Source organism: Pseudomonas sp. PS02288, from assembly GCF_029959715.1.
In the GTDB taxonomy this organism is placed as follows: Bacteria; Pseudomonadota; Gammaproteobacteria; order Pseudomonadales; family Pseudomonadaceae; genus Pseudomonas_O; species Pseudomonas_O kuykendallii.
Genome location: NZ_JASCPA010000022.1, coordinates 39771 through 66518, shown reverse-complemented (window position 1 = coordinate 66518; position 26748 = coordinate 39771). Strand labels below are relative to the sequence as shown.

The following is a 26748-nucleotide window of genomic DNA, read 5'->3' as shown; positions in this document are numbered from 1 at the left end:
AAATCGCCAGGTCGACCTCATCGGCCTGGGCTTCGACGCCGCCATGGGCGGCGGCTTCGAGCTACCGCCCGGCGTGATCGCCCGCGAGCTCGCCCCGGCCCATCGCGCGCTGGTGGCCGCCCCTGACTACTTCGCCGACGGCGCCGAGCCGCGGCATCCGCAGGATCTGGCGGCGCTTGACGGCATCCTGATCCGCTCGCCACAGACCGGGCGCATCCGCACCTGGCCGCTGCGCACCCGCGACAACCAACAGGCGCCAGTCACGCTGAAGCCGCGCATGACCCTGAGCGATCCCGGCGCCGCGTGCCTGGCCGCCAGCCTGGGCTACGGGGTGGCGCTGGTCAGCCTGCCGCACGCGGCGGCGTACCTGAACGACGGCCGCCTGCGCCGCGTGCTGCCGGAGTGGTATGTGGACGGCGGAGCGCTGAGCCTCTACTTCCCCGCGCAGCGCATCCTGCCGGCCAAGACCCGCGCGTTCGTCGACTTCGTAGTCGAGCACTTCCGCCGCGCAGGCCTCGCGGGGCAGCTGTCCGCCGTCTAGCCTCGGCCTTCTACGACTTTTGGCGATAGCCGAACGGTCGACGCGAGCGCCCGAGTGGGGTAGTTTCGGGCCTGCCCGACAATTACAAGAATCCTGGAGGCACCATGTACTTGCGCAAACGTGCAGGGCTACTCGCTGTCGCGACCGCCCTGACCCTCAGCACCACGGCTTTCGCCGCATCCGACTTCATCAATATCCTCACCGGCGGCACCAGCGGCGTTTACTACCCCGTCGGAGTCGGCCTGTCGCAGATCTACAGCCAGCACATCGACGGCGCGAAAACCTCCGTCCAGGCGACCAAGGCCTCGGTGGAGAACCTCACCCTGCTCGAAGCCAAACGCGGCGAACTGGCCTTCGCCCTCGGCGACTCGGTGTCGGACGCCTGGGACGGCGTCGAGGATGCCGGCTTCAAGAAACCCTTGAAGAACCTGCGCGCCATCGCCGGAACGTACTCCAACTACATCCAGATCGTTGCCAGCGCGGATTCCGGGATCAAGACCCTGGCTGACCTGAAGGGCAAGCGCATCTCGGTCGGCGCGCCGAAATCCGGCACCGAGCTGAACGCGCGGGCGATCTTCAAGGCTGCGGGACTGACCTACGGGGACATGGGGAAGGTCGAGTACCTTCCGTTCGCCGAATCCGTCGAGCTGATCAAGAACCGCCAGCTCGACGCCACCCTGCAGTCGTCCGGCCTGGGCATGGCGGCGATCCGCGATCTCGCCTCGACCATGAAGATCGCCTTCGTGCCGATCCCCACGGAGGTGGTGGAGAAGATTGGCAACGCCGCCTACATTCCCAGCACCATTCCGGCCGGCACCTATGACGGCCAGGATGCCGCCGTTCCCACCGTAGCCATCGTCAACATCCTCGTCACGCACAAGGGCGTCAGCGACGAACTGGCGTACCAGATGACCAAGCAGATGTTCGAGAACCTGCCCCGGCTGGCCACTTCCCACTCCGCGGCAAAGGACATTTCCCTGGAGAACGCCACGAAGAACCTGCCGATCCCGCTGCATCCGGGCGCCGAGCGCTACTACAAGGAGAAGGGACTGCAGTTCTAGTCTGCCCTTGTCCCGCCATCGCGGGCGGCCCTGATCGGGGTCGCCCGCCAGCTGTTTCGGAGTGAAATCATGAGCGAGACCTCGCACGGCCTGGCAGCGGACGCTGAGCATTGGCCCAAGACGCTGTTCGCCGTCGCCCTGCTGTTTTCCACCTTCCAGGTCCTTACCGCCGCCTTTCCGCTGGTATCCACGCAGGTATTGCGCGCCACCCACGTTGGCTTTCTGCTGCTGATGGTCTTCCTCAGCTACCCGCTGCGCGGTCATGCACGCCCCTGGCAGCCGCTGGCCTGGCTGCTCGGCCTAGCCGGCATGGCGACGGCGTTCTACCAATGGTATTTCGAGGCCGACCTGATCCAGCGCTCGGGCGATCTTACCCACGCGGACATGGCCATTGGCATCCTGCTCACGGTGCTGGTATTCGAAGCGGCACGCCGCGTGATGGGCATCGCCCTGCCGCTGATTTGCGCCATCTTTCTTGCCTACGGCCTGCTGGGTGAATACCTGCCCGGCGACCTGGCGCATCGTGGCTACGGCTTCGACCAGATCGTCAACCAGCTGGCCTTCGGCACCGAAGGCTTCTACGGCACGCCGGTGTACGTATCGGCGACCTACATCTTCCTGTTCATTCTGTTCGGCGCCTTCCTCGAGCAGGCCGGGATGATCAAGCTGTTCACCGATTTCGCGATGGGCCTGTTCGGCCACAAGCTTGGCGGACCGGCCAAGGTCTCGGTGGTGTCCTCGGCACTGATGGGCACCATCACCGGCTCCGGCGTGGCCAACGTGGTCACCACCGGGCAGTTCACCATCCCGCTGATGAAACGCTTCGGCTATCGCCCGGCATTTGCCGGCGCGGTGGAGGCGACCGCCAGCATGGGCAGCCAGCTGATGCCGCCGGTGATGGGCGCGGTGGCCTTCATCATGGCCGAAACCATCAACGTGCCCTACGTCGAGGTGGCCAAGGCGGCCCTGATACCGGCGCTGCTGTACTTCGGTGCGGTGTTCTGGATGGTCCATCTGGAAGCCCGCCGGGCCAACCTCAAGGGCCTGCCGAAAGACCAGTGCCCAAGCGCCTGGGCCGCGGTGAAGGAACGCTGGTACCTGCTGATTCCGCTGCTGGTCCTGATCTACCTGCTGTTCTCCGGACGCACGCCGATGTTCTCCGGAACCATCGGCCTGGCGCTGACCGCCATCGTCATCCTCGGCTCGGCAATCATCCTGCGGGTGTCCTCAACGGCCTTGCGCCTGATCTTCTGGATCGTCCTCGGCGTGCTCTGCGCCGGATTCTTCCAGCTCGGCATCGGCGTGGTGTTCGGCGTCATCGGCCTGCTGGTGGTGGCCTGCTGGTTCGTCAAGGGTGGCCGCGAGACCCTGCGCGCCTGCGTGCGGGCGCTCGCCGAAGGTGCCCGCCACTCGGTGGCCGTGGGCATTGCCTGCACGTTGGTCGGGGTGATCATCGGCGTGGTCTCGCTGACCGGCATCGCCACCACCTTCGCCGGTTATATCCTGGCCATCGGGCAGAACAACCTGTTCCTTTCGCTGGTGCTGACGATGATCACCTGCCTCATCCTCGGCATGGGCATCCCGACCATCCCCAACTACATCATCACCAGCGCCATCGCCGCGCCGGCTCTGCTCGACCTTGGGGTACCGCTGATCGTCTCGCACATGTTCGTCTTCTATTTCGGCCTGATGGCCGACCTTACGCCTCCAGTGGCCCTGGCCTGCTTCGCCGCCGCGCCAATCGCCAAGGAGAGCGGCTTCAAGATCAGCCTGTGGGCGATCCGCATCGCCGCTGCCGGCTTCGCCGTGCCGTTCATGGCGGTCTACGACCCGGCCCTTATGATGCAGGGCGACAGCCTGCTGGACACCCTGTACATGCTGGTCAAAAGCGCGTTCGCCGTGGCCCTCTGGGGCGCCGCGGTGGTCGGTTTCCTGCAGGTGCGGCTGCCTGCCTGGGAGCGACTGCTGGCATTCGCAGCCGGTGTCGCGCTGCTGCTGGCAGCACCGATCAGCGACGTCGTCGGCTTCGCCCTCGGCATCGCCCTGGTCGCCCAGCATCTCTGGCGTGCGCGCAGGACGCCGCTGCCGGTTGCGCCTTGATCGGTCTGTGCATCGGTCTGGCCGGGGCGGTGTGGGCGCAGGAGCCAACAGCCGACTTCACCCTGGCCTGGCGTCACACTATCGAGAAGATTCGCTGGGAGGAGGACTACCACCTCGACGCCGAGGGCCTTCACCTCGGCGAGGCGCGGGTTCGCGGAAGCGGGGCGGGCATGGAGATTCCCGACGGTGCGGTGCTCCGTGACGGCAGCTGGCACTACCGGCGCGACCTGCCGGCGCTGCAGCCCCTTCGCCTGGGCCGCACGCCGGAGGCTGGCGATTTCGAACTGTGCGTGGCCGGGGCCTGCCGGCCCCTCGCCCATTGGACCGGCCCGCCGCGGGCAAGCCAGCCGGCCGTGGAGTTGTGGAGCTGCGCCATTAGTCAGCAACCGCAACACCATTCGTCCCCGCCATGAAACTTCCCGTGACGCTTCTCTTCCCATCCTAGGGAGGCAAAGTGCCAGCTTGATGGATAGCGCCTCCCCGGCAAGGACATTGGGGAGTGCGATGCAGACATTTCGTGGAATCGAAGGCGCCAGAGGCTGGCTGGCCTGGCTCGTGGTACTGGCTCACGTGGTCGCGCTGACCGGCGTGCGTCAGGCATGGCCGCAGCTCAACGCGGTGAACGCCGCCGGCGACTGGGCGGTCAGCCTGTTCATCATCATCAGCGGCTTCGTCATCTCCCACCTGCTGCTGGTCAAGGCCGAACCTTATCCGCTGTACATCGGCCGGCGCCTGCTGCGCCTGTACCCGGCCTACCTGGTCGCGCTGGCGGCGGGAATATGGATTCTGCCGCTGGGCTTCGAGGCGATGGACTCCCTGGAGTGGCAGGACGCCGTGCTGGCCCAGCATTACCTGCGGCAGGCCGCGGAAGTCACCCATGGGCATCTGGGCTGGCATGTGTTCTGGCACGCCCTGCTGCTTCATGGTGTGATACCCAACAATCTGCTCGACGAGTCCGAGTACTTCTTTCTCACGCCGGCCTGGAGCGTGTCGCTGGAGTGGCAGTTTTACCTGCTGGCGCCGCTGCTGGTCCAGGGCCTGCGCCATCGACGCTGGCAGCCGGTGGTCCTCGGTGCCGCCGTGTTCGGCTACCTGGCCTACCGCAAGGGTCTGTTCGGCGAGTTCTCCCTGCCAAGCATCCTGCCCGGGTCGATCGGTTATTTTCTGGTGGGCATAGGCACACGCCTGGCGATCGAGCGGGTCGGCACGCTGGAGCGCTACCCCACGCCGCTCGTGGTCGGTGCGATTCTGCTGGCGCTGGGCGCACCTCAGTTGATGCCGCTGGTCGGCTGGCTGGTACTGATGAGCTATGCGCTGCTAAGCGACAAGGCCCTGGCCAGCAACGACCCGATCGTCTTCCTGCTCCGCCGGGCACTGGACAGTCGCGTGGCCGCGCAGGCCGGGCTGCGTTCCTATTCGGTCTACATCCTGCACTGGGTGATCGTGAACCTGGTGCTCTGCCTGGTGGTGAAGAGTCATATGGGTCTTTCTTCCTGGCAGACCTTCACCCTTACCCTGAGCGGCACGCTGCTGCTGACCCTGGTCGGTTCGGAGATACTCCACCGCCTGGTTGAAAAGCCCGGCATCGCCCTCGGCCGCCAGCTCGGTCGGAAGAAGGCCGCTGCGGACTGACTTCTCCAAGGGCGATAGCCCGGCCGCGACGCCAAGGGCGACAAAACCCTATACAATCCGCGGCCTTTCGCCATCCGAACAAGGAGCCTCTTCGTGAGCACCCTGCCAGCCTGCCCCCAGTGCAATTCCGAATACACCTATCAAGACGGCGCGATGCTGGTGTGCCCGGAGTGCGCCCACGAATGGTCGGCCAGCGCCGAAGCCGCGCCCGGCGAGGACGCGAAGGTGATCAAGGACTCGGTCGGCAACGTCCTGCAGGACGGCGACACCGTCAGCGTGATCAAGGACCTCAAGGTCAAGGGCTCCTCGCTGGTGGTCAAGGTCGGCACCAAGGTCAAGGGCATCCGCCTCGTCGACGGCGACCACGACATCGACTGCAAGATCGACGGCATCGGCGCGATGAAGCTCAAGTCGGAGTTCGTCCGCAAGGTCTGATGCAGATCGCGCACAAAAAAGCCCGGCCGATGCCGGGCTTTTTTTCGCCGATCACTCAGGGTGTCAGTTGCTGGACGTAGGCGGCGACGCCTTCGATATCATCCGGCGTGAGGCCGGCGGCCACCGAGTACATCACCGACAACGCCCGGCGCGGGTCCTTGTCGTGGTAGCGGGTCAGCGCCAGGCGCACGTACTCCGCCGACTGCCCGGCCAGGCGCGGGGCCTTTTCCTGACCTTCGCCACGGGGGCCGTGACAGGCATGGCAGACGCTGTCGAACAGCGCCTTGCCGTGCGCGCGCTGCGCCGCGTCGCCAACCGCCGGCAACGGCACGACCTTCTGCTGGCTGAAGTAGATGGCGATGTCGACGCGCTCCTCCAGGCTCAGCGACTTCGCCAGGCTCGACATGACGTAGTTGTTGCGCTCGCCGTCGGCGAACTTCTCGAACGAGCGGAACAGGTACAGCGGATTCTGCGCCGCCAGGTTGGGGATGTAGTCGCGCTTGCTGTTGCCGTCCTTGCCGTGGCAATGCCCGCACAGGACGATGCGCTCCTGGCCGGCCTCGTAGGCCTTCTGGCGCAGCGTGGCGTCGCCCATCAGGTAGTTGAAGCGCGCCATCGCGTCTTCGTCGCCGGCGTGCGCGCCGAAGGCCAGCAGGCCGATCAGCAGGAGAAACGGAATACGCATCGGGAGTCGTCCTTTACCGCGAGCCGATAGCCCGCGCCGCCGCCGACTATGCCGCGCGGCACCGCGACACTGGCGGACCCACGTCAAGGAAAGCGTCGATGCGAAACGCGCGAGACGCGCACCGCGCCGACCGGCCGTATCCAGCAAGGCGAAATTCCGACGACCGGAAGCTGTTCACGATCCGGCGAGAACGCCAAGCAAGGCGAAGACACCCGTTGAGGCAGCGTTTTCGCGTTGTGAAATGAGAAGGCGCCCGATCCCGGGCAGCTTCTCAGTGCACCCTGAAGCGCTGCACCAGCGCGATCAGCCGCTGGTTGGAACTCATCAGCCCTTCGGTGCTGCGGTCGACGCTGACGCCGCTGCCGACCAGTTCCTCGACCAGCTCGCGCACCGCCACCATGTTCCTGTTGATTTCCTCGGACACCGCGCTCTGCTCCTCGGCGGCGGTGGCGATCTGCGTGCTGAGGTCGGTGATGTGCACCACCGAGGTGACCATCTCGTCGAGACCCTGGGTAACCCGGGCGGTGTTGTCGGCCGTCGCCTGGCAGCTGGACTTGGTCTTCTCCATGGCGCTGACCGCGGAACTGACGCCCTGCTGCAGGCGCGTGAGCATGTCGTTGATCTCCGAGGTGCTCTGCTGCGTGCGCCCGGCCAGCGCGCGGACCTCGTCGGCGACCACGGCGAAACCGCGACCCTGCTCACCGGCGCGGGCCGCCTCGATGGCCGCGTTGAGGGCCAGCAGGTTGGTCTGCCCGGCGATTTCGCCGATCACCCCGAGCACGGTGTTGATGCGCTGCGCATCGTCCTGCATCGCCTGCACCTTGGCGGTGGCGGCGTCCACTTCGTCGACCAGCGCCCGCACGCTGCCCGCCGCGTCTTCCACCACCTCGCGGGTGCTCTGCGCGTTCATGTTGGCGCGCTGGGTGAAACTGGCGGTTTCCGTGGCGCTCTGCGCCACCGAGTCGGCGGTGGAGCTCATTTCGGTGATCGCCGTCACCGCCTGATCGGTCTCCGACGCGTGCCGCGACAGCGCCAGGTTGGTCTGCTGCGACAGCTGCTTGAGGTGATCGATCTCGCTGGCGATCTGGGTCGTCGCCTTGCTCACGTCGATCATCATGTTCTGCAGGTACTCGATGAAGCGGTTGACCGATACGCCCACGTCGTCGACCTCGTCGTGGCCCTTGAGGGCGATGCGCCGGGTCAGGTCGGCGTCGCCGGCGGAGAGCGAGTCGATGTTCGCCTTGAGCACCCCCAGGCGGCCCATCAACTGGCCGAGGGCGAACAGCATCAACAGCAGCAGCACGATCACCATGGGAATCTGCAGCCAGCTGAGGGTCTTCAGCACGGTGTCGCTCTTGGCCGTCAGGTGGCTGGTCGGCAACGCCGCGGCCAGCAGCCAGGGCGTGCCCTCGATGGGCGAAAGGAAGAAGGTGAAGTCTTCGCCGCCGGCGCTTTCGTACTCGCTTTCATAGCGCTCGGCACGGTTCGGCACCTTCAGCGCCGCCTGAACGGTGGCGATGAAGGGCGACTGAGCGGCCAGGTCGGAGACATTCTTCAGCACGATGTTGCCGCTGATCTCCGGCTGGTTGCTGAGGATCTTGCCGTCGGCCTCGACCACCATGACCTCGCCGTGGATGTCCTTCTCCTTCTGCGCCACCAGCGCGTTGAAGAAGCCCAGCGTCAGGTCGATGGTGGACACGCCGTAGGGCTCGCCGTCCTTGTAGAGGGTCATCGCGCAGTTGGTGCGCGGTTCGGCGCTGGCTTCGTCCTGGTAGGCCGCGGCCCACGCGCAATGACCGCGCGGGGCCTGCATGCCGGCGCGATGCCAGGGCTGCTCGAAGTAGTTGAGCGATTCGGCGGAGTTCCAGTGCTCGTTGAGCGTCAGCTTTCCCGAGGCATCGCGGTGGTAGAACGTGCTGTGCTTGGCGCGCCCCGGCGTGCGCTTGTCCGGCAGCGGCCAGATACCGCCGCCGAACACCTTGGCGTCGCCGTACTGGTCGACCAGCCCAGGCAGCACGCGGTCGATCGTGTCGCTGTCGAGCAGCGGGATGGTCTGCGTGATGCTGCGCGACTGGGCCTGGACCTGGGCCAGCTCCAGCTTGATCCGCGAGCCGATCTCGCCGACCTGCGCCAGGGTGATCTGCTTGCCGGCATCCACCAGCATCGGCGTGACGAACCGGCGGATGCCGAGCACCGTGGCGATCACCAGCAGAACGATGAAGACGACGAAGGTCAGGGTGTAGCGAGCCTTGATGGTATGCAGTGCGTTCATGCTGGGCAGCCTTCCGGGGGGCCAAACGCTACGGGGACGCGTTCTGGTCGAGGGTATCGGCCCGCCGCGGCTTTTGATGAGGGCAGGCAATCAGGGCCAACATCAGCGTAGTTGCCGGCCGCAAAAGCGGCAGGCGCTACTGCACCGGCAGGAAGTTGAGGAACAGCAGGCCCTGGGCGTAATTGACGCCGATGCGCCGGTAACGCTCGTCGAGCACGTCGCTGAGCAAGTCCAGTCGCGCGACGATCTTGCCGAACTCCACGGCGAAGCTGAGGTTGCGCGCATCGGCGGAAATCTCGTTGGAGAGCAGCCACGGATTGCCCTGCAGGTCGCGCCGGCTGGTCAGCATCCAGGTGGCCTTCTCGATGTTGCGCGCGGCGTTGTTGATGAACTGCGCGCTCAGCGAGTCGGTGAGGTAGAACTCGGTACTGCCGCCGTGGGCGGTGATCAGCATGCTGCCGACGGCGTAGATGAAAGCGCCGACGCGGTCGCCCTGGAACTCGTTGCTCAGCGCATAGCTGAGCGCCGCCACGTCCTTGCGCCCGCCGAGCGAAGCCAGCGGCTGGTCCCTCTCGATGCCCATCTGCACGCGTTTCTCCGCCGCCTCGATGCTCGGCAGGCCGGTCTTGCGCCATTCCCGCGGGTTACGCCGGTAGAGCTTGTCGAGCAACTGGTAGAGGCTGTTCAGGTTGTTGCGCATGGCGATCGTGGCCAGGCGGTCGGAATGGGTCTGGAAGAACTCGCTGGGCTTGACCGGGCTCTTGTTGCCGACGAACGCCTGGTGGTCCTGATGCCGGGCGCAGCCGCCCGTCAGCGCCAGCAGCAGCGGTAGCAGCAACCAACCCGCGCGCACGGGCAGCGCACGAGGCAGACGGGCGACAAGGTCGCGAAAAGACAGGTACATCGGATCTGGTCCTTAGATCATCGAAGGGTGTGCGTGAGTAAAGCGCACCCAGGTTGTGCTGATGTGACGGACACAAGCAATAGAAGTGCCGCAATGCCGCTCGCAGGGCAACCTCGCCGTCGGCGCGCCATGTGTCTGCGACGTCGCCTGCCCCCATGCGCAATCGTGAAGCCCGTCGCATCGCACGCCGCGCGTGTTCCCGCGGCCTGACGTGGATCAGGCCCGGAGCACGTAAAGCTGGCAACTTGACCAGGCCCCAGGGATCGGGGCGATCGCGGCAAACGCCGTACCGACAGACAAGGAGCTCGCCATGTCAGGAAAACCCGCCGCACGCGTTTCCGATACCGACGCCTGCCCAAAGCCCGGGCACGGGCCCAACCCGATCAGCGCCGGCTCCCCCGATGTACTGATCAACCACCTGCCCGCCGCGCGGATCGGCGACCCCACCGGCTGCGGCGACGCGATCAGCACCGGCGTGCCGGGCATCTACGTCAACGGCAAACCGATCGCCTACCTCGGCAGCGCCACCGCGCACGGCGGCGCGATCGTTTCCGGCTCGGGGAACGTGCTGGTGGGCAGCGGCGCCAGCTTCGCGCCGGTGTCGTTCCTCGATCACCTGCGCGACACGCCGACCTGGGTCAGCTTCGACCTGCACGACATTCACGGCAGCGCCTACGCCGGCGAAGCCTACGTGCTGACCGACAGCGCCGGCGCCACCCATCAGGGCGCCCTGGATGCTAACGGCCATGCGCGCCTGGACGGCGTGAGGCGCGGCGGCTGCACGCTGCAGTTCCCGCGCCTGGGCATCACCCGCAGCGTCTGAGCGCTCCCGCATACCCGACAAGGACGTCACGAACATGGACAGTACCCACGGTCAGGCCAGAAGCGGCCTGGCAGTCAAAACCGGCGCGCATACGCCCATCGTCGTCAAGCCGGCCTCGCTGGAACTGCTGATCGGCGGCCCCTATACCGACGCGCAGGGAAAGGAGCACACCTACGGTCACGTCGCACTGCGGGTGACGACCGAGGGCACCGATCATGTTTACGATTTCGGTAGATATGCGGGCGAGAAAGGCCCGACCGGCGAAGGTCGCCTGCGGGTATGGAGTGACTTCTCTCGCTACATCGCCAGCCAGAACAGCTACAAGCGCGTTACTGCCGGCTTCCACTATCCGGTACCCGAGGCGAAGGCACGGGCGATCAACCTTCACTTCGATGCACTGCTGGCTGGGCGTAAGCCTCTGCGGGCATCCGGCAAATACATGGCCGAGTACCGCCTGCAGGACGATTATCATGCGCTGAGCAACAACTGCGTGACCCTATCCATGGCCGGCGCGCGCTTGGCGCTGCCGCAGTTGGAGCAGGAAACGGCCAGGCACAATCAGGGCCGCGGAATGAGCCTAGTGGAGCGTGCCGCAGCACGAGTCAGCGGCTGGCCGGCACAGCTGTTCATGCCCGAAGACCTGCGCGCGATGCTCGCGGCCAACAAACGCCTGCCAGCCGAAAGGATCGACACCTACGGGAGCAGGCAATGAAAGCAGGTATCACTCATCTGGCCGCCGCATTATCCGCCGCAGCCCTCACCCTCGCGATCACTCACCTGAGAGCCCCCGACATGGATAAAACCCTCGCTTTTCGCCTGAAAGAGCCTGCGCTGATCTCTACCCCACTCGGCCAGCCGTACTACCTGTTGCCCTCAGAAACAGTGCTCTACCATCAGTACGCACTGGAAGAAGGCCCCGAAATTTACGCGCTCCAGGTGATGGTCAACGGCCGACTGTCGATGGAGCGTCTCGCGCCTAACGAGGCTGCTCCACCGCTGCAGCTTTTCGCCGTGGACACCGATGACCTGAAGGGGCTGCTCGCTGATTATCCGCTGAGCAAGGAAGACCTGATACGCATCCTCAAGGCCCGCCAGGTCACCCGCGAGGAACTGGAGCAGATGGTTCTGGAGTGGGTCGACTGAGCCGTCCCCACAGCGCACGCAGATGAAAAGGCCAGTCTCTCGACTGGCCTTTCTTAACCTGATCAGCATCAGCCTCACGCACGTCACGCGCTCTTGGCTGGAAAATGGCTAATCCTATGCGTGGAGCAGGCCCGTAGGATGGCCGAGCGCAGCAAAACCCATCGCCGCGCGCCCGGGTGTCGCTTCGCTCGACCCATCCTACGAAGCTACGGGAGGAAAGTCGTTGTATGTGCAAAATTGGAAGAGCAAATAGCACTGACGATGGATGACCCGGTCCACTCGCTGATCGACCCATGACAACGTCGACGCAAACGAAAAGGCCAGTCTCCCGACTGGCCTTTTTCATTCACCGCCTACTCAGGAGTTGTTGCTCGGGAAGGCGAATTGCGCGGCTTCGTGGCTGGCGCGTTGTGGCCAGCGCTGGGTGATGGATTTGCGCCGGGTGTAGAAGCGCACGCCGTCCGGGCCATAGGCGTGGAGGTCGCCGAACAGCGAGCGCTTCCAGCCGCCGAAGCTGTGGTAGGCCACCGGGACCGGCAGCGGTACGTTGACGCCAACCATGCCGACTTCGATCTCGTCGCAGAACAGCCGCGCCGCTTCGCCGTCGCGGGTGAAGATGCAGGTGCCGTTACCGTATTCGTGGTCGTTGATCAGTTGCATGGCGTCTTCCAGGCTGTCGACGCGGACGATGCACAGCACCGGGCCGAAGATCTCTTCCTTGTAGATGCGCATCTGCGGGGTCACGCGGTCGAACAGCGTACCGCCGACGAAATAGCCGTCCTCGTTGCCGGCGACGCGGTAGCCGCGGCCGTCCACCACCAGCTCGGCGCCGGCGGCGACGCCGTCGTCGATGTAGCCGACCACCTTGTCACGCGCGGCGGCGGTAACCAGCGGGCCCATGTCCAGGCCGCAGTTGGTGCCGGCACCGATCTTCAGGCCCTTGATCTGCGGGACGATCTTCTCGACCAGCGCATCGGCGATCTGGTCGCCGACGCAGACGGCGACGGAGATCGCCATGCAGCGTTCGCCGCAGGAGCCGTAGGCGGCGCCCATCAGCGCGCTGACGGCGTTGTCGAGGTCGGCGTCGGGCATCAGCACCGCATGGTTCTTCGCGCCGCCGAGGGCCTGTACGCGTTTGCCGCGCTTGGCGCCTTCGCTGTAGATGTACTCGGCGATCGGCGTGGAGCCGACGAAGCTGATGGCCTTTACCTCCGGCGCTTCGATCAGCGCGTCCACCGCTTCCTTGTCGCCGTGCACGACGTTGAGCACGCCCTTGGGCAGGCCGGCGCGCTGCAGCAGCTCGGCGATCAGCAGGGTGGAGCTGGGATCGCGCTCGGAAGGCTTGAGAATGAAGCAGTTGCCGCAGGCGATGGCCAGCGGGTACATCCACAGCGGGACCATCGCCGGGAAGTTGAACGGGGTGATGCCGGCGACCACGCCGAGCGGCTGGAAGTCGCTCCAGGCGTCGATGTTCGGGCCGGCGTTGCGGCTGTACTCGCCCTTGAGGATTTCCGGGGCGGCGCTGGCGTATTCGACGTTCTCGATGCCGCGCTTGAGTTCGCCGGCGGCGTCCTCGAGGGTCTTGCCGTGCTCCTGGCTGATCAGCTCGGCGATCTTCGCCTCGTTCTGCTCCAGCAGTTGCTTGAAGCGGAACATCACCTGGGCGCGCTTGGCCGCCGGGGTGTTGCGCCAGGCCGGAAAGGCGGCCTTGGCGGCGTCGATGGCCTGCTGCACGGTGGCGCGGCTGGCGAGCGGCACCTTGTGGATGGCTTCGCCGGTGGACGGGTTGAAGACGTTGGCGGTGCGGCCGGTGTCGGTGACGAACTCACCGTTGATCAGGTGCTGGATGTGGCTCATGTCCGGTTCTCTTGTTAAGGCGTGTAAGGCGCGGGGCTCGTGCCGCCGCGTCGCTCCGCAAGGGCGTTCACGCGTTTGCGAGGAGTTGGATTGCGGGGCGATCTGGTCGCCCCGCCCTGGGAATCAGGCGACGCTGTTCAGCGCGTCACCGACGGCGCTCATCAAGCGGTCGAGGTCTTCCGGCTTGGCGTTGAAGGTCGGCCCGAACTGCAGGGTGTCGCCGCCGAAGCGCACGTAAAAGCCCTCAGCCCAGAGCTTCAGGCCGATCTCGAAGGGACGCACGATGGCGTCGCCGTCACGCGGGGCGATCTGGATCGCGCCGGCCAGGCCGCAGTTGCGGATGTCTACCACGTGGCTGGCGCCTTTCACTCCGTGCAGCGCCTTCTCGAAGTGCGGCGCCAGTTCCAGCGACTGCTGGACCAGGTTTTCCTTGGCCAGCAGTTCCAGCGAGGCGAGGCCGGCGGCGCAGGCTACCGGGTGCGCGGAGTAGGTGTAGCCGTGGCCGAATTCCACCGCGTAGTCGGGCGTGGCCTGCCCCATGAAGGTCTGGTAGATCTCGCGACTGGCGATCACCGCGCCGAGCGGAATCGCGCCGTTGGTGATCTGTTTGGCGACGTTCATGATGTCCGGGGTAACGCCGAAATACTCGGCGCCGGTGGCCTTGCCCATGCGCCCGAAACCGGTGATCACTTCGTCGAAGATCAGCAGGATGTTGTGGGCGTCGCAGATTTCGCGCAGGCGCTGCAGGTAGCCGGTGGGCGGCACGATGACGCCGGCCGAGCCGGACATCGGTTCGACGATCACCGCGGCGATGTTCGAGGCGTCGTGCAGTTCGATCAGCTTGAGCAGCTCGTTGGCCAGCTCCACGCCGCCGGTCTGCGCCATGCCGCGGGTGAACGCCATGCCCGGCTGCAGGGTATGCGGCAGGTGGTCGGCATCCATCAACTGGCCGAACATCTTGCGGTTGCCGCCGATGCCGCCGAGCGCGGTGCCGGCGATGTTCACCCCGTGGTAGCCACGGGCGCGGCCGATCAGCTTGGTCTTCGCCGGCTGGCCCTTCAGGCGCCAGTATGCGCGCGCCATCTTCACCGCGGTGTCGGCGCACTCGGAACCGGAGTTGGTATAGAAGACGTGGTTGAGTTCGCCCGGCGTCAGCTCGGCGATCTTCTCGGCCAGCTGGAACGACAGCGGGTGGCCGTGCTGGAAGCCCGGCGAGTAGTCGAGCGTGCCGAGCTGTTTGGCCACCGCTTCCTGGATTTCCTTGCGCGTGTGCCCGGCACCGCAGGTCCACAGGCCGGAGAGGCTGTCGTAGATCTTGCGGCCCTTGTCGTCGAACAGGTAGCTGCCTTCGGCGCCGACGATGATCCGCGGGTCCTTCTGGAATGCGCGGTTGGCGGTGAACGGCATCCAGTGGGCGTAGAGCTTGAGCTGGCTGGCCAGGGGTGGAGTGGCGGTCTGCGGCATGTTCATCGGCGAATCCTCGCGAAGGCGGACAGGGAGTCGTAGCAGCGGCGGCTGGCTCGCCTCTACGGAATAGCACTTGCCGGCGACAGTGACACGCGCATAGATTCTCTAAAATCCGATTATTCCTATCTTCGGTTTACCAACCGCTAAACAATTGCAGCCCCCTGCAAAAGCCTCGGTGCGCGCGGCGCACCCTACGCAAGAGAGCCTCGCATGAGTATCCGCCGCCCCGACCCGCTGGCCCAGGTCAGCGACTTCGATATCCGTCTGCTCAGGCTGTTTCGCAGCGTGGTGGAATGCGGCGGCTTTTCCGCCGCCGAGGGCGCGCTGGGCATCGGCCGTTCGGCGATCAGCCAGCAGATGAGCGATCTGGAACAGCGCCTCGGCCTGCGTCTGTGCCAGCGCGGCCGTGCCGGCTTCGCCCTGACCGAAGAGGGCCGCGAGGTCTACCAGGCGTCGCAGCAGGTGCTCAGCGCGCTGGAAACCTTCCGCACCGAGGTCAACGGGCTGCACCGCCACCTGCGCGGCGAGCTGAACATCGGCCTCACCGACAACCTGGTCACGGTGCCGCAGATGCGCATCACCCACGCCCTCGCCCGGCTCAAGGAGCGCGGCCCGGACGTGCGCATCCAGATCCGCATGATCCCGCCCAGCGAAGTCGAGCAGGGCGTGCTCGGCGGCAGCCTGCACGTCGGCGTGGTGCCGCAGGCCGGCGCCCTGCCCGGCCTGGAATACCTGCCACTGTACAGCGAACGTTCGCAGCTCTATTGCGCGGTGGGCCACCCGCTGTTCTACGTCGACGACGATGCGCTGGAAGACCGCCGCCTGAACGACCAGGACGCCATCGCGCCGACCTTCCGCCTGCCCACCGAAATCCAGGCGCACTACGGCGCGCTGAACTGCAGCGCCAGCGCCTCGGACCGCGAGGGCATGGCCTTCCTGATCCTCACCGGGCGCTACATCGGCTATCTGCCCGATCACTACGCGAGGCAGTGGGTGCAGCAAGGCCGCCTGCGGGCGCTGAAACCGGGGACGCGCTTCTACGACCTGAGCCTGGCATCGGTGACGCGCAAGGGCCGGCGCCCTCACCTGGTGCTGGAGAGCTTCCTGGAGGCCCTGGCGGCGACTGGCTGAGGAAACAGTTACGCAAAGCGCTGCCACCGCTCCACCCACGGCGCACACATCTCGCAACATTCTGGTGCGTAGCGCGCCTATGCGTGGCTGGGGGAAAAATTCTTATCAATCTCTTCTCAACGTTTATCCATTTGATTAACAAGGATAAAATAGCAATGAGCGAGAGCTCAGAGTCCTAAAAGCTGGTCACATGGTCAGCTTTTTGCTTAGTGCGGAGGCCCACGACGGCCCCACTCAGCCAACACGAGTACCGCATGAACGCCGAATCCGAAAACGCACCCGATCTGATCTACGGACTGGAAGACCGCCCGGCCCCCGTCGCCGCCGTGTTCGCCGCACTGCAACACGTGCTGGCCAGCTTCGTCGGCATCATCACCCCGCCACTGGTGATCGGCTCGGTGCTCGGGCTCGGCGCACACCTGCCGTACCTGATCAGCATGGCGCTGATGGTCTCCGGGGTCGGCACCTTCATCCAGGCGCGCCGCCCGTTCGGCATCGGCGCCGGGATGATCTGCCTGCAGGGCACCAGCTTCGCCTTCCTCGGCGCGGTGCTTTCCGCCGGTTTCATCGTCAAGAGCCGTGGCGGCAGCCCGGAAGACATCCTCGCGATGATCTTCGGCGTGTGCTTCTTCGGCGCCTTCGTGCAGATCGTCCTCAGCCGCTTCATCGGCCGACTGCAGCGCCTGGTCACCCCACTGGTGACCGGCATCGTCATCACCCTGATCGGCGTAAGCCTGATCAAGGTCGGCGTCACCGACCTCGGCGGCGGCTTCAACGCACCGGACTTCGGTGCCCCACGCAACCTCGCCCTCGGCGCGCTGGTGCTGGTCACCATCATCCTGCTGAACCGTTCCAACCGCCCCTGGGTGCGCCTGTCGGCGATCATCATCGGGCTGGCGATCGGCAGCCTGGCCGCCTGGTTCAGCGGCAAGCTGGTGCCGCAGCCGCTGCCCGACCTGCCGCTGATCAGCCTGCCGATCCCGTTCCGCTTCGGTTTCGCCTTCGACTGGACGGCGTTCCTTCCGGTCGCGCTGATCTACGTGATCAGCACCATCGAAACGGTCGGCGACCTGACCGCCAACTGCATGCTCTCGCGCAAGCCCATCGAAGGCCCGAGCTACGTGCAGCGGCTCAAGGGCGGCGTGCTCGGCGACGGCGTCAGCTGCCTGCTGGCGGCCACCTTCAGCGCCTTCCCCAACACCACCTTCGCGCAGAACAACGGGGTCATCCAGATGACCGGCGTGGCCAGCCGCCATGTCGGCCTCTACATCGGCGCGATCCTCTTCGCCCTGGGTCTGTTTCCGCTGCTGGGCGCGGTACTGCAGCAGATTCCCAAGCCGGTGCTCGGCGGCGCCACCCTGGTGATGTTCGGCAGCGTGGCTGCCGCCGGCATCCGCATCCTTGCCCGCGCGCCGCTTGACCGCCGCAGCATGCTGATCATCGCCGCCTCGTTCGGCGTTGGCCTGGGCATCGCCGCGCAGCCGACGCTGCTGCACGAGTTGCCGAAGATCGTGCAGAACCTGTTCGACTCGGCGATCACCTGCGGCGGCCTGACCGCGATCATCCTCAACCTGGTGCTGCCCCTGGAGCGGACGAGCACACCGGTCCGGGCGATCGAGCCCGGCGCGGAAACCCCCGAATCGCCCTGAGCGTGACCTTCTCCTTTTTGGTTGACCTGACCGCCCCTTCTCGCGAGGGGCTTTTTTTCACCTGGCAAGACGCTCGATACGCGCCCGCGAACGCCCCGGAAAAAGGCAAGCACGACGCCGCCACGCACCGTGATCGGGCAGGCCTCGGCAATTTTCAGGATTATCGTTTCGCAGGCTTGTCTCGCGCCGATCTGTGGAGTATCTGTTCTCCCGCCCAAGCTGACTCACCGGATAGGTAATGACCGCCGATACCCCCGCCGTGACCGCACCGTCCAACGGAAAGCCCGCCGGTCGCATCCGCCAGAAGAACGAGGAAACCATCCTCACGGCCGCCACAGAAGAATTCGCCCGGCACGGTTTCAAGGGCACCAGCATGAACACCATCGCCCTGCGTGCGGGGCTGCCCAAGGCCAACCTGCATTACTACTTCAGCAACAAGCTGGGGCTGTACATCGAGGTGATGCGCAACATCCTCGAACTCTGGGACGGCACCTTCAGCCACCTGCGCGCCGAGGACGACCCGAGCACCGCGCTGGCCAACTACATCCGCGCCAAGATGGAATATTCGCGACGCGAACCGCTGGCCTCGAAGATCTTCGCCATGGAAGTGATCAGCGGCGGAGCCTGCCTGTCCGAGCACTTCAGCCAGGACTACCGCGACTGGGTACGCGGCCGCGCCGCGGTGTTCGAGGCGTGGATCGCGCAGGGCAAGATGGACCCGGTCGACCCGATCCACCTGATCTTCCTGCTGTGGGGCAGCACCCAGCACTACGCCGACTTCTCCAGCCAGATCTGCAGCCTGATGGGCCGCAAGAAGCTCACCCGCGACGACTTCGCCGTCGCCACCGAGAACCTCATCCACATCATCCTCAAGGGCTGCGGCCTGACGCCGCCGAGCGCCTGATCCGGCCGCGCAACCGCCCACAGAATCTGTGCACAAAAATGTGCATAACACGGGGACAGGCGCACCGATCCCGCGCCTCGCGGGGCTTCGCCGGCGCTGCTCAAAAAATCGCCAACGGCTTGGGGTGCGACAGTACAACCCACTGACTTTATTGGTTTTTCCTGCTTGACAGCGGCGCCATGCGGGTTTTTCGCAGCTGCCGTGGCAGGGTGCCGCAGAGGCGATCCCCGTCAGCCGCGAACCTGTGGATAAGTCTGCGGACAACCGCCTGGAAAGCAGGCCCGGCAAGGACTGCAGCACCCCACCCTTCACCCCGTTTTCCGGAGTTGCCATGAGTCGTCCGCTGCGTATCCATTCCCCCGCCGTGTACTACTTCGACATGGTCTGCCGCTCGCGCTCGATCCGCGAGGCGGCGCGCCAGCTGAACGTTGCCTCCTCGGCGGTCAACCGGCAGATCCTCAAGCTCGAACACGAGCTCGGCGTGCCGCTGTTCGACCGGCTGCCCGGCGGCCTGCAACTGACCAGCGCCGGCGAAACCCTGGCCCGCCACGTCAAGCTGGTGCTGCAGGACGCCGAGCGTGCGCGCTCCGAACTCGACGCCATGCAGGGGCTGCGCACCGGACACGTGGAGATCGCCACGGTGGAAGGGCCCACCGTCGACCTGCTGCCGAACCTGCTGATGCGCCTGCGCGAGCGCTACCCACGGGTCACCGTCGGCGTCACCACGCTCGGCTCCACGGCGATTCCCGAGGCGGTGATCAGTGGCGCGGCGGACATCGGCCTGGCCTTCGCCCTGCCGCGCACCACCGACCTCAACCAGATGGCGGTGGGCCATTTCCGCCTCGGCGCGCTGGTGGATGCCGCGCACCCGCTGGCCGGACGCAAGGACGTCAGCTTCGCCACCTGCGCCGAGCACACGCTGATCCTGGCCAAGAGCGAGCTGTCGATCCATCACCTGCTCAAACCGATCCTCGCCCGCCACGCCCAGCGCCTGCGCCCGGTGATCGAGTCGAACTCGGTCGAACTGTCGCGGCAGCTGGTGCGGCGCGGCATGGGCGTGGCGTTCCAGACCCGCATCGGCGTCGAGGCCGACCGCCACAGCGGCCTGCTCCAGCACCTGCCGCTGAACGACAACGGCGGCGTGTTCAGCGACCTCGGCGTCTACGTGCGCAGCGGCCGCTACCTGCCGGTGGCGGTGGACGCCTTCGTCCGCGCCCTGGGCGAGGAAATCGCCCAGCTCGAACGGGCCGAGGCGCTGGAAGTCGAGGCGCAACGCGGATGACTTCTTCATCCACCGAAGCACCGCCCGGTGGATCGGTGGAGCGTGATCCACCCTACGAAATGCGCCCGTGCAGGGGCTAACCCCGTGCATGCAGCACGTAGGGTGGATGACCTTTTTTGATCCAGCGAAACACCGCCCGGTAGATCAGTGCAGCGTGATACACCCTACAGAACGTTCCAGTGCTGGGGTGCAGATGGCCGATGCCGTTTTGGCATCGGGGCAGGCGTAATTCTCTTCTTGGGAGCATCAGCGGGCGCGCCGTATGCTCGGGCCAACCTTGGAGATAGCGCATGCCCACCTCACTCAACGCCCGCGACCTGCCCGCCACCAGCCTACCCATCATCGACCTCTCCGGCGCCGAATCCGGCGACCCGCGGCGCCTGGCCGAAATCGCCGCCGATATCGGCAGCGCGTGCCGCGACAAGGGCTTCTTCTATGTCGTCGGACACGGCATCGACCCGGCGTTGCAGGCGGCGATGTTCGAGCAGTCGCGGCAGTTCTTCGCCCTACCGGAGGCGGACAAGCTGGCGCTGCACAAGGCCAACTCCAGCGCCAACCGCGGCTACGAGCCCTTGCGCGGGCAGGTGCTGGAAGCGGGCACGCCGCCGGACCTGAAGGAAGGTTTCTACATGGGCCCGGAGCTGGGCGCTGAGCATCCCGCCGTGCAGGCCGGGCGCTTCAACCACGGACCCAACCAGTGGCCGCAGGCGCTGCCGGAATTCCGCGAGGTGAACCTTCGCTACCTCGAGGCGGTGAGCGACCTGGCGCAACGGCTGATGGGCCTGATGGCGCTGTCGCTGGGGTTGCCGCACACGCATTTCGACGACTACTGCCGCGACCCGCTGACCACCCTGCGCCTGCTGCACTACCCGCCACAGCCGGCCAACGCCGCGCCCGGCGAGAAGGGCTGTGGCGCGCACAGCGACTTCGGCGGGCTGACCCTGCTTCTGCAGGACGGCAGCGGCGGCTTGCAGGTCTGGGACCAGGTCAACGGCGAGTGGCTGTCCGGTACGCCGGTGCCAGGTGCCTACGTGATCAACCTGGGCGACATGATCGCGCGCTGGACCAACGACCGTTACCACTCGACGCTGCACCGGGTGATCAACACCAGCGGCGGCGAGCGCTACTCGATCCCGTTCTTCTACAGCGGCAACCCCGACCACCTGGTGGAGTGCCTGCCCGGCTCCGACGAGCCGCCGCGCTACCCGGCGGTGACCGTCGAGGAACACCTCCGCGAGATGTACCGGCGCACCTATGCCTGAGTGCGCTCACGTCGTCCTGATCCACGGCGCCTGGGCCGGCGGCTGGGTCTGGGACGGCCTGCTGCCGACCCTTCGCGACGCCGGCTACCGGCCGCATGCGCCGGACCTGATCGGCAACGGCAGCGATGCCGTGGCGCCCGGCGAGGTCACCCTGGAAGGCTATCGCGAACAGATCCTCGCGCTGATCGCCGCGCTGGACGGCAAGGTGCACCTGGTCGCGCATTCCGGCGGCGGGCTGACCGCCACCGCGGTGGGCGAAGCGGCGCCGGAGCGCATCGCCAGCGTCAGCTACGTCGCCGGGATGATGCTGCCCAGCGGCCTGGGCTTCACCGAACTCTGCGCGCAGCTGAGTGCGGAGGGCGAGGACGTCTCCGGCATAGGCCCCTACCTGCAGCCGGTCGACGGCGGCTGCCGCGTGCCGCCGCAGGCCGCGCGGGACATCTTCTTCCACGACGCGCCGGCCGAAGCCGCCCGGCGCGCCGCCGAGCGCCTGGTGATGCAGCCCGACGGCGGTCGCCAGGTCAGTGTGCAGTGGAGCGCGGAACGCTTCGGCCGGCTGCCGCGTCTGTACATCGAAGCGCGCGCCGACCGCTCGGTGACGCTCGCCGCGCAACGGCGCATGCAGCAGCAGGTGCCCGGCGCCCAGGTGGTCAGCCTGGCCTGCGGGCACGTCCCGCAGCTGGCGGCGCCGGACCACCTGGCCAGCGCGCTGCTGGGCTTCTTCGCGCAAACCGATTCGTTTCTTGCATGACCTACCGTTCTTCCTCCAGGAGTTCACCCCCATGACGCTCTCCCCGCTCAAAGCCGCGCTGCTCGCCGCCGGCCTGTTCGCCTTCGCCGGCACCTCGCAGGCCGCCGACAAGGTGCGCTGGTTGAACGACTGGCTGCCGGCCGGCGACAAGGCCGCGATCTACCTCGGCGTGCAGAAGGGCCTGTTCGCCGCCGAAGGCCTCGAGGTGGAAATCGGCAGCGCCCGTGGCGGCAGCGACGTGGTCACCAAGCTGGCCACCGGCAGCGCCGACTTCGGCTCCGCCAGCCTGCCGGCCCTGCTGCAGGCGCGCGCCCAGGGCGAAGTGCCGGTGGTGGCGCTGGCGCCGATCTACACGCGCCAGCCGGATGCGGTATTCACCACCGAGGACAGCGGCATCGCCAGTATCAAGGACCTGGTTGGCAAGCAGGTCGCCACGACGACCTTCTCCGCGTCCAACGTGACCTGGCCGCTGGTGCTCTCCAACAACGGCATCGCCGCCGACGCCATCCCGCTGCTCAAGGTCGACCCGGGCGCGATGACCGCCATGCTCGCCACCGGCAAGGTGCAGGCCACGCTGAACTGGGTGACCGTGGCGCCCGGCTTCGAGAAGGCCCTCGCCGAAACCGGCAAGAAGCTGCGCGTGCTGCCCTGGTCGGACTACGGCTTCGACGGCTACGGCCTGTCGCTGATGGGCTCCAAGCGCTTCGTCGACGCCCACCCGGATGTCGCCGAGCGCTTCGTCCGGGCCTATCAAAAGGCCGAGGACATGGCCGTCGCCGACCCGGCCGCCGCCGCGGCCGCGCTCAAGGCCATGGTTCCGGAAATCGACGAGGCGCAGGCCGAAGCCCAGTACCGCGCGTCGCTGCCGCTGATCGACAACCCGGTCAGCGAGAAGCTCGGCAAGAAGACCTTCGACAGCACGCTGCTCAACACCACCTGGGAGTGGGTGGCCAAGTCACAGAACCTGCCGCTGGATACCCTCGACCCGGCCAGCGCCATCGACGGGCGCTTCTCCCAGTGAGCGAAACGCCCGCAGGCGCTACGGAAACCCGGCCGAGCCTGCGCTTCGAGCACGTCGCCCAGGTCTTCCCGGCCTCCGACGGCAGCCGGGTGGTGGCGCTGGAGGATGTCGACTTCAGCATCGGCCGGCACGAGTTCGTCGCCGTGATCGGCCCGTCCGGGTGCGGCAAGAGCACGCTGCTGCGGGTGCTCGCCGGGCTGGTCAGGCCGACCTCCGGGCAAGTGCAGATCTACGGCCTGCCGGTGAACGGCCCGCGCGAGGAGATCGGCATCGTGTTCCAGAAGCCGACGCTGCTGCCCTGGCTGAGCATCGCCGACAACGTCACCTTCCCGATGAAGCACAAGTACGGCCGGGTGACGCCGCAGGAGCGCCAGCGTGCCGGCGAACTGCTGCAGATGGTCGGCCTCGCCGAGTTCGCCGACAAACGCCCGGACGAGCTGTCCGGTGGCATGCAGCAGCGCGCGGCGATCGCCCGGGCGCTGCTGCACGATCCGGAAATCCTGCTGATGGACGAGCCGTTCTCGGCACTCGACGCGCTGACTCGCGACGAGATGAGCCTGGAGCTGCTGAACATCTGGACGCAGCGGCCGAAGACCGTGCTGTTCATCACCCACTCGATTCCCGAGGCGCTGCTGCTGGCCGACCGCATCCTGGTGATGTCGGCGCGACCGGGGCGAGTGCGCGAGATCATCGAGGTCGACCTGCCGCGCCCGCGGTCCCTGGAAACCCTGACGGAGCCGCGCTTCCATGAGCTCGCCAACCACATCCGCCGACAGGTCTTCTCGCGTGTCGTCGGGCTCTAGGATGAGCGCACGCTGGAAGGACGGGCTCGCCCCGCTGTGCGCCTTCATCGCCCTGCTCGCGCTCTGGGAAGCCGCCTGCCGGCTGTTCGCCATTCCCGGCTTCGTGCTGCCCTCGCCCAGCGCCATCGCCGCTGCCGCCGGCAAGGTCGCGCCGGGCACCTGGGCCGGGCACATCGGCGCCACGCTGAAGGTCAGCCTGCTCGGCTACGGGCTGTCGATCCTGGTCGGGATTCCGCTGGCGATCGCGCTGTCAGCGTCGAAGGCGCTGTCGCGCACGCTCTATCCGCTGCTGGTGGTGGTGCAGTCCACGCCTATCGTGGCGGTGGCGCCGATCATCGTCGTGGTGCTCGGTGCCGGCGACCTGCCACGGGTGTTCATCACCTTCCTGATCGCCTTCTTCCCGATCGTGGTGTCCACCGTCACCGGCCTGCAGGCGACACCGGCCGAGCTCATCGAACTGTCGCAGTCGCTCGGCGCCAGCCGCCTGCGCGAATACCGCAACATCCGCCTGCCCTACGCCATTCCGCACATCTTCGCCGCCCTGCGCATCTCCATCACCCTGGCGGTGATCGGTGCGGTGGTCGCCGAATTCGTCGCCGCGGAGAACGGCCTGGGCTACTTCATCAACTTCTCCACCTCGTTGTTCCAGGTCCCGCAGGCGTTCGCCGCGCTGATGATGCTGGTGCTGATCAGCCTGATCCTGTTCCAGCTGGTCGGCCTCGCGCAGCGCCTGCTGTTCGCCTGGAGCCTGCCCAAGAAGAGCCCATGACATGACCGATCACGAAACCCTGCTGCGCAAAAGCTTCGACGTCGCCCGTCGCGCCCATGAGAACGGCACCCACCCCTTCGGCGCGATCCTGGTCGACGCCGACGGCAAGGTGCTGATGGAACAGGGCAACGCCTACCTGCCCGACCACGACATGACCGGCCACGCCGAACGCGTGCTGATGACCCGCGCGAGCACCACCTACAGTCCGGAATTCCTCGCCAACTGCAGCATGTACACCTCCGCAGAACCCTGCGCGATGTGCGCCGGCGCGGCCTACTGGGCGGGCCTGGGACGCGTGGTCTACGGCCTCTCCGAAGCGCGCCTGAAACGCATCACCGGCAACCACCCGGAAAATCCGACGCTGGACCTGCCCTGCCGCGTGGTGTTCGACGCCGGCCAGCGCAAGGTCGAGGTGATCGGCCCGCTGCTCGAGGAAGAGGGCGCGGAGCTGCACGACGGCGTGTGGTGATCGGCCGCACCGAAAGACGACGTCTCGCTCCGCAATGGTGCGACGACTTATCATGTGGCCGACCTTTGCGTCGGCCTTCTTATTGCACTGAAAAGCCGCCTGGCTTCCCGGCCAGGCTTGCCGGACGCCGCAGAAGCGTGCGCCGAGCACCGTTCTGCTGGCCTTTTGACAAAACTTGACCCACTGGCCAGGTTTTTGCTTTCGACAAGCCCATCCCGCTTCCCATTGGATACGCCATGTCCTTCGACACCGCTTCCACCCCGCGCCTGCAGATGCGTGGCATCACCAAACGCTACCCCGGCACCCTGGCCAACGACCGCGTCGAGCTGAGCATCCAGCCCGGCGAGATCCGCGCGTTGCTGGGCGAGAACGGTGCCGGCAAGAGCACGCTGATGAAGATCATCTACGGCGTCACCCAGCCGGACGAAGGCGAGATCATCTGGCATGGCGAGCCGCTGAAGATGCGCGATCCGGCGCAGGCGCGCGGGCTCGGCATCGGCATGGTGTTCCAGCATTTCTCGCTGTTCGAGACGCTCAGCGTGGCGGAGAACATCGCCCTGGCGATGGGCGCCGCGGCCGGCACGCCGAAGCAGCTGGAGCCGCGCATCCGCGAGGTGTCGCAGCGCTACGGCATGGCCCTGGAGCCGCACCGCCTGGTGCACAGCCTGTCGATCGGCGAGCGCCAGCGGGTGGAAATCGTTCGCTGCCTGATGCAGGACATCAAGCTGCTGATCCTCGACGAGCCGACCTCGGTGCTCACCCCGCAGGAAGCCGACGAGCTGTTCGTCACCCTGCGCCACCTGGCGGCGGAGGGCTGCAGCATCCTCTTCATCAGCCACAAGCTCGGCGAGGTGCGCGCGCTCTGCCAGAGCGCCACCGTGCTGCGCGGCGGCAAGGTGTCCGGCCACTGCGTACCGACGGAGTGCTCGGACATGGACCTGGCGCGACTGATGGTCGGCGCGGCGGAAGGCCTGGAAGCGAGCTACCCGAAAGTCCACGGCGGCCTCACCCGCCTGCGCGTCGACGACCTCAACTGGCACAACGCCGACCCGTTCGGCACTTCCCTGGCGCAATGCCGCCTGGAAGTGCGCAGCGGCGAGATCGTCGGCATCGCCGGGGTCGCCGGCAACGGCCAGGACGAACTGCTGGCGCTGCTCTCCGGCGAGGTACGCCTGCCCTCCACCGAACGCGAGCGCATCACCCTGGACAACCAGCCGGTGGCCAACCTCTACCCCGACGCGCGCCGCCAGCTCGGCCTGACCTTCGTCCCCGCCGAACGCCTCGGCCACGGCGCGGTGCCGGACATGAGCCTGGCCGACAACGCCCTGCTCACCGGCTTCCAGATGGGCCTGACCCGCGCCGGGATGATCAACCACGGCAAGGTGATGGCCTTCGCCGACAAGATCATCGCCGACTACGCGGTGAAGACCCCGGACGCCCACACCACGGCGCGCAGCCTGTCCGGCGGCAACCTGCAGAAGTTCATCCTCGGCCGGGAAATCCTCCAGCAGCCGAAGCTGCTAGTGGCGGCGCACCCGACCTGGGGCGTCGACGTCGGCGCCGCAGCGGCGATCCACCGCGCGCTGATCGCCCTGCGCGATGCCGGCGCGGCGATCCTGGTGATCTCCGAAGACCTCGACGAACTGTTCCAGATCAGCGACCGCATCGGGGCGCTGTGCAGCGGTCGCCTGTCGCCGCTGGCAGAAACCGCGCAGACCACGCCGGTGGAAGTCGGCCGCTGGATGGCCGGCGAATTCGAACCCGTAACCCACGCCTGACGAGACCGA

At 66.6% G+C, this 26748-nt stretch carries 25 protein-coding genes; 20 read left to right on the top strand and 5 right to left on the bottom strand.

What is annotated here, in order from left to right; translation table 11 throughout:
* The 6 genes from QMX85_RS11175 to QMX85_RS11150 all read left to right on the top strand — a co-directional run.
* Positions 1-541, top strand: a 541-nt coding sequence (locus QMX85_RS11175; RefSeq protein WP_282340850.1) for a substrate binding domain-containing protein, incomplete at its 5' end; no start/stop codon positions are given.
* Positions 542-645: 104 nt separating this feature from the next.
* Positions 646-1602, top strand: coding sequence for a TAXI family TRAP transporter solute-binding subunit (locus QMX85_RS11170; protein ID WP_282340848.1), 957 nt, complete (start codon positions 646-648; stop codon positions 1600-1602).
* A 69-nt stretch (positions 1603-1671) separates the two neighbouring features.
* Positions 1672-3702 carry a TRAP transporter permease gene (locus QMX85_RS11165; RefSeq protein ID WP_282340847.1) on the top strand — a complete coding sequence of 677 codons (2031 nt, stop codon included), beginning with the start codon at positions 1672-1674 and terminating at the stop codon, positions 3700-3702.
* On the top strand, positions 3699-4115 hold the full coding sequence (locus QMX85_RS11160) for a DUF1850 domain-containing protein (RefSeq protein ID WP_282340846.1): 417 nt from the start codon (positions 3699-3701) through the stop codon (positions 4113-4115). Before QMX85_RS11165 ends, QMX85_RS11160 begins: the two co-directional genes overlap by 4 nt.
* 91 nt (positions 4116-4206) lie before the next feature.
* Positions 4207-5334, top strand: coding sequence for an acyltransferase (locus QMX85_RS11155; protein ID WP_282340845.1), 1128 nt, complete (start codon positions 4207-4209; stop codon positions 5332-5334).
* A 93-nt stretch (positions 5335-5427) separates the two neighbouring features.
* Positions 5428-5769, top strand: a complete 342-nt coding sequence (locus tag QMX85_RS11150) for a zinc ribbon domain-containing protein YjdM (RefSeq protein WP_282340844.1) — start codon at positions 5428-5430, stop codon at positions 5767-5769.
* 55 nt (positions 5770-5824) lie between these two features.
* On the opposite strand, the gene QMX85_RS11145 is transcribed toward QMX85_RS11150, so the two are convergent.
* From QMX85_RS11145 to QMX85_RS11135, 3 genes are all read right to left on the bottom strand, one after another.
* Positions 5825-6454, bottom strand: a complete 630-nt coding sequence (locus QMX85_RS11145) for a c-type cytochrome (protein ID WP_282340842.1) — start codon at positions 6452-6454, stop codon at positions 5825-5827.
* 271 nt (positions 6455-6725) lie between these two features.
* On the bottom strand, positions 6726-8726 hold the full coding sequence (locus QMX85_RS11140; RefSeq protein ID WP_282340840.1) for a methyl-accepting chemotaxis protein: 2001 nt from the start codon (positions 8724-8726) through the stop codon (positions 6726-6728).
* Between the two features lie 136 nt (positions 8727-8862).
* Positions 8863-9630 (bottom strand): hypothetical protein, encoded by a 768-nt coding sequence (locus QMX85_RS11135; RefSeq protein WP_282340838.1) that lies wholly within the window; start codon positions 9628-9630, stop codon positions 8863-8865.
* Positions 9631-9940: 310 nt separating this feature from the next.
* Here QMX85_RS11135 and QMX85_RS11130 point away from each other — a divergent pair, with 310 nt between their 5' ends.
* Genes QMX85_RS11130 through QMX85_RS11120 form a run of 3 tightly spaced genes read left to right on the top strand, consistent with a single transcriptional unit; the run spans position 9941 to position 11596 of the window.
* A complete protein-coding gene (locus QMX85_RS11130) occupies positions 9941-10453 on the top strand; it encodes a PAAR domain-containing protein (RefSeq protein WP_282340835.1) in 513 nt (170 codons plus the stop codon).
* A 34-nt stretch (positions 10454-10487) separates the two neighbouring features.
* A complete protein-coding gene (locus QMX85_RS11125) occupies positions 10488-11165 on the top strand; it encodes a hypothetical protein (protein WP_282340833.1) in 678 nt (225 codons plus the stop codon).
* Positions 11162-11596 (top strand): hypothetical protein, encoded by a 435-nt coding sequence (locus QMX85_RS11120; protein WP_282340831.1) that lies wholly within the window; start codon positions 11162-11164, stop codon positions 11594-11596. Before QMX85_RS11125 ends, QMX85_RS11120 begins: the two co-directional genes overlap by 4 nt.
* 357 nt (positions 11597-11953) lie before the next feature.
* Here QMX85_RS11120 and QMX85_RS11115 read toward each other — a convergent pair whose 3' ends face one another.
* Positions 11954-13453: a CoA-acylating methylmalonate-semialdehyde dehydrogenase gene (locus QMX85_RS11115; protein ID WP_282340830.1), complete on the bottom strand. Its 1500-nt coding sequence runs from the start codon at positions 13451-13453 to the stop codon at positions 11954-11956.
* 123 nt (positions 13454-13576) lie between these two features.
* Complete coding sequence (locus QMX85_RS11110; RefSeq protein WP_282340828.1) at positions 13577-14923, bottom strand: aspartate aminotransferase family protein; 1347 nt, start codon at positions 14921-14923, stop codon at positions 13577-13579.
* A gap of 207 nt (positions 14924-15130) precedes the next feature.
* On the opposite strand from QMX85_RS11110, the gene QMX85_RS11105 reads away from it, so the two are divergent.
* From QMX85_RS11105 to QMX85_RS11055, 11 genes are all read left to right on the top strand, one after another.
* On the top strand, positions 15131-16051 hold the full coding sequence (locus QMX85_RS11105) for a LysR family transcriptional regulator (RefSeq protein ID WP_282340826.1): 921 nt from the start codon (positions 15131-15133) through the stop codon (positions 16049-16051).
* Between the two features lie 254 nt (positions 16052-16305).
* Entirely contained in the window at positions 16306-17700 is a 1395-nt protein-coding gene (locus QMX85_RS11100; protein WP_282340825.1) for a nucleobase:cation symporter-2 family protein, read from the top strand.
* A gap of 238 nt (positions 17701-17938) precedes the next feature.
* Positions 17939-18604 carry a TetR/AcrR family transcriptional regulator gene (locus QMX85_RS11095; RefSeq protein ID WP_090225425.1) on the top strand — a complete coding sequence of 222 codons (666 nt, stop codon included), beginning with the start codon at positions 17939-17941 and terminating at the stop codon, positions 18602-18604.
* Positions 18605-18935: 331 nt separating this feature from the next.
* Positions 18936-19886 carry a LysR family transcriptional regulator gene (locus QMX85_RS11090; protein WP_282340823.1) on the top strand — a complete coding sequence of 317 codons (951 nt, stop codon included), beginning with the start codon at positions 18936-18938 and terminating at the stop codon, positions 19884-19886.
* Positions 19887-20176: 290 nt separating this feature from the next.
* A complete protein-coding gene (locus tag QMX85_RS11085; RefSeq protein ID WP_282340821.1) occupies positions 20177-21148 on the top strand; it encodes a 2-oxoglutarate and iron-dependent oxygenase domain-containing protein in 972 nt (323 codons plus the stop codon).
* On the top strand, positions 21141-21899 hold the full coding sequence (locus QMX85_RS11080) for an alpha/beta fold hydrolase (protein ID WP_282340819.1): 759 nt from the start codon (positions 21141-21143) through the stop codon (positions 21897-21899). Before QMX85_RS11085 ends, QMX85_RS11080 begins: the two co-directional genes overlap by 8 nt.
* A gap of 31 nt (positions 21900-21930) precedes the next feature.
* On the top strand, positions 21931-22920 hold the full coding sequence (locus tag QMX85_RS11075) for an ABC transporter substrate-binding protein (protein WP_282340817.1): 990 nt from the start codon (positions 21931-21933) through the stop codon (positions 22918-22920).
* Positions 22917-23723, top strand: coding sequence for an ABC transporter ATP-binding protein (locus QMX85_RS11070; protein ID WP_282340815.1), 807 nt, complete (start codon positions 22917-22919; stop codon positions 23721-23723). Before QMX85_RS11075 ends, QMX85_RS11070 begins: the two co-directional genes overlap by 4 nt.
* 1 nt (position 23724) lies before the next feature.
* Positions 23725-24492: an ABC transporter permease gene (locus QMX85_RS11065; protein ID WP_282340813.1), complete on the top strand. Its 768-nt coding sequence runs from the start codon at positions 23725-23727 to the stop codon at positions 24490-24492.
* A 1-nt stretch (position 24493) separates the two neighbouring features.
* Positions 24494-24961, top strand: a complete 468-nt coding sequence (locus QMX85_RS11060) for a nucleoside deaminase (RefSeq protein WP_282340811.1) — start codon at positions 24494-24496, stop codon at positions 24959-24961.
* Positions 24962-25197: 236 nt separating this feature from the next.
* A complete protein-coding gene (locus QMX85_RS11055; RefSeq protein WP_282340809.1) occupies positions 25198-26739 on the top strand; it encodes an ABC transporter ATP-binding protein in 1542 nt (513 codons plus the stop codon).
* Positions 26740-26748 lie beyond the last annotated feature (9 nt).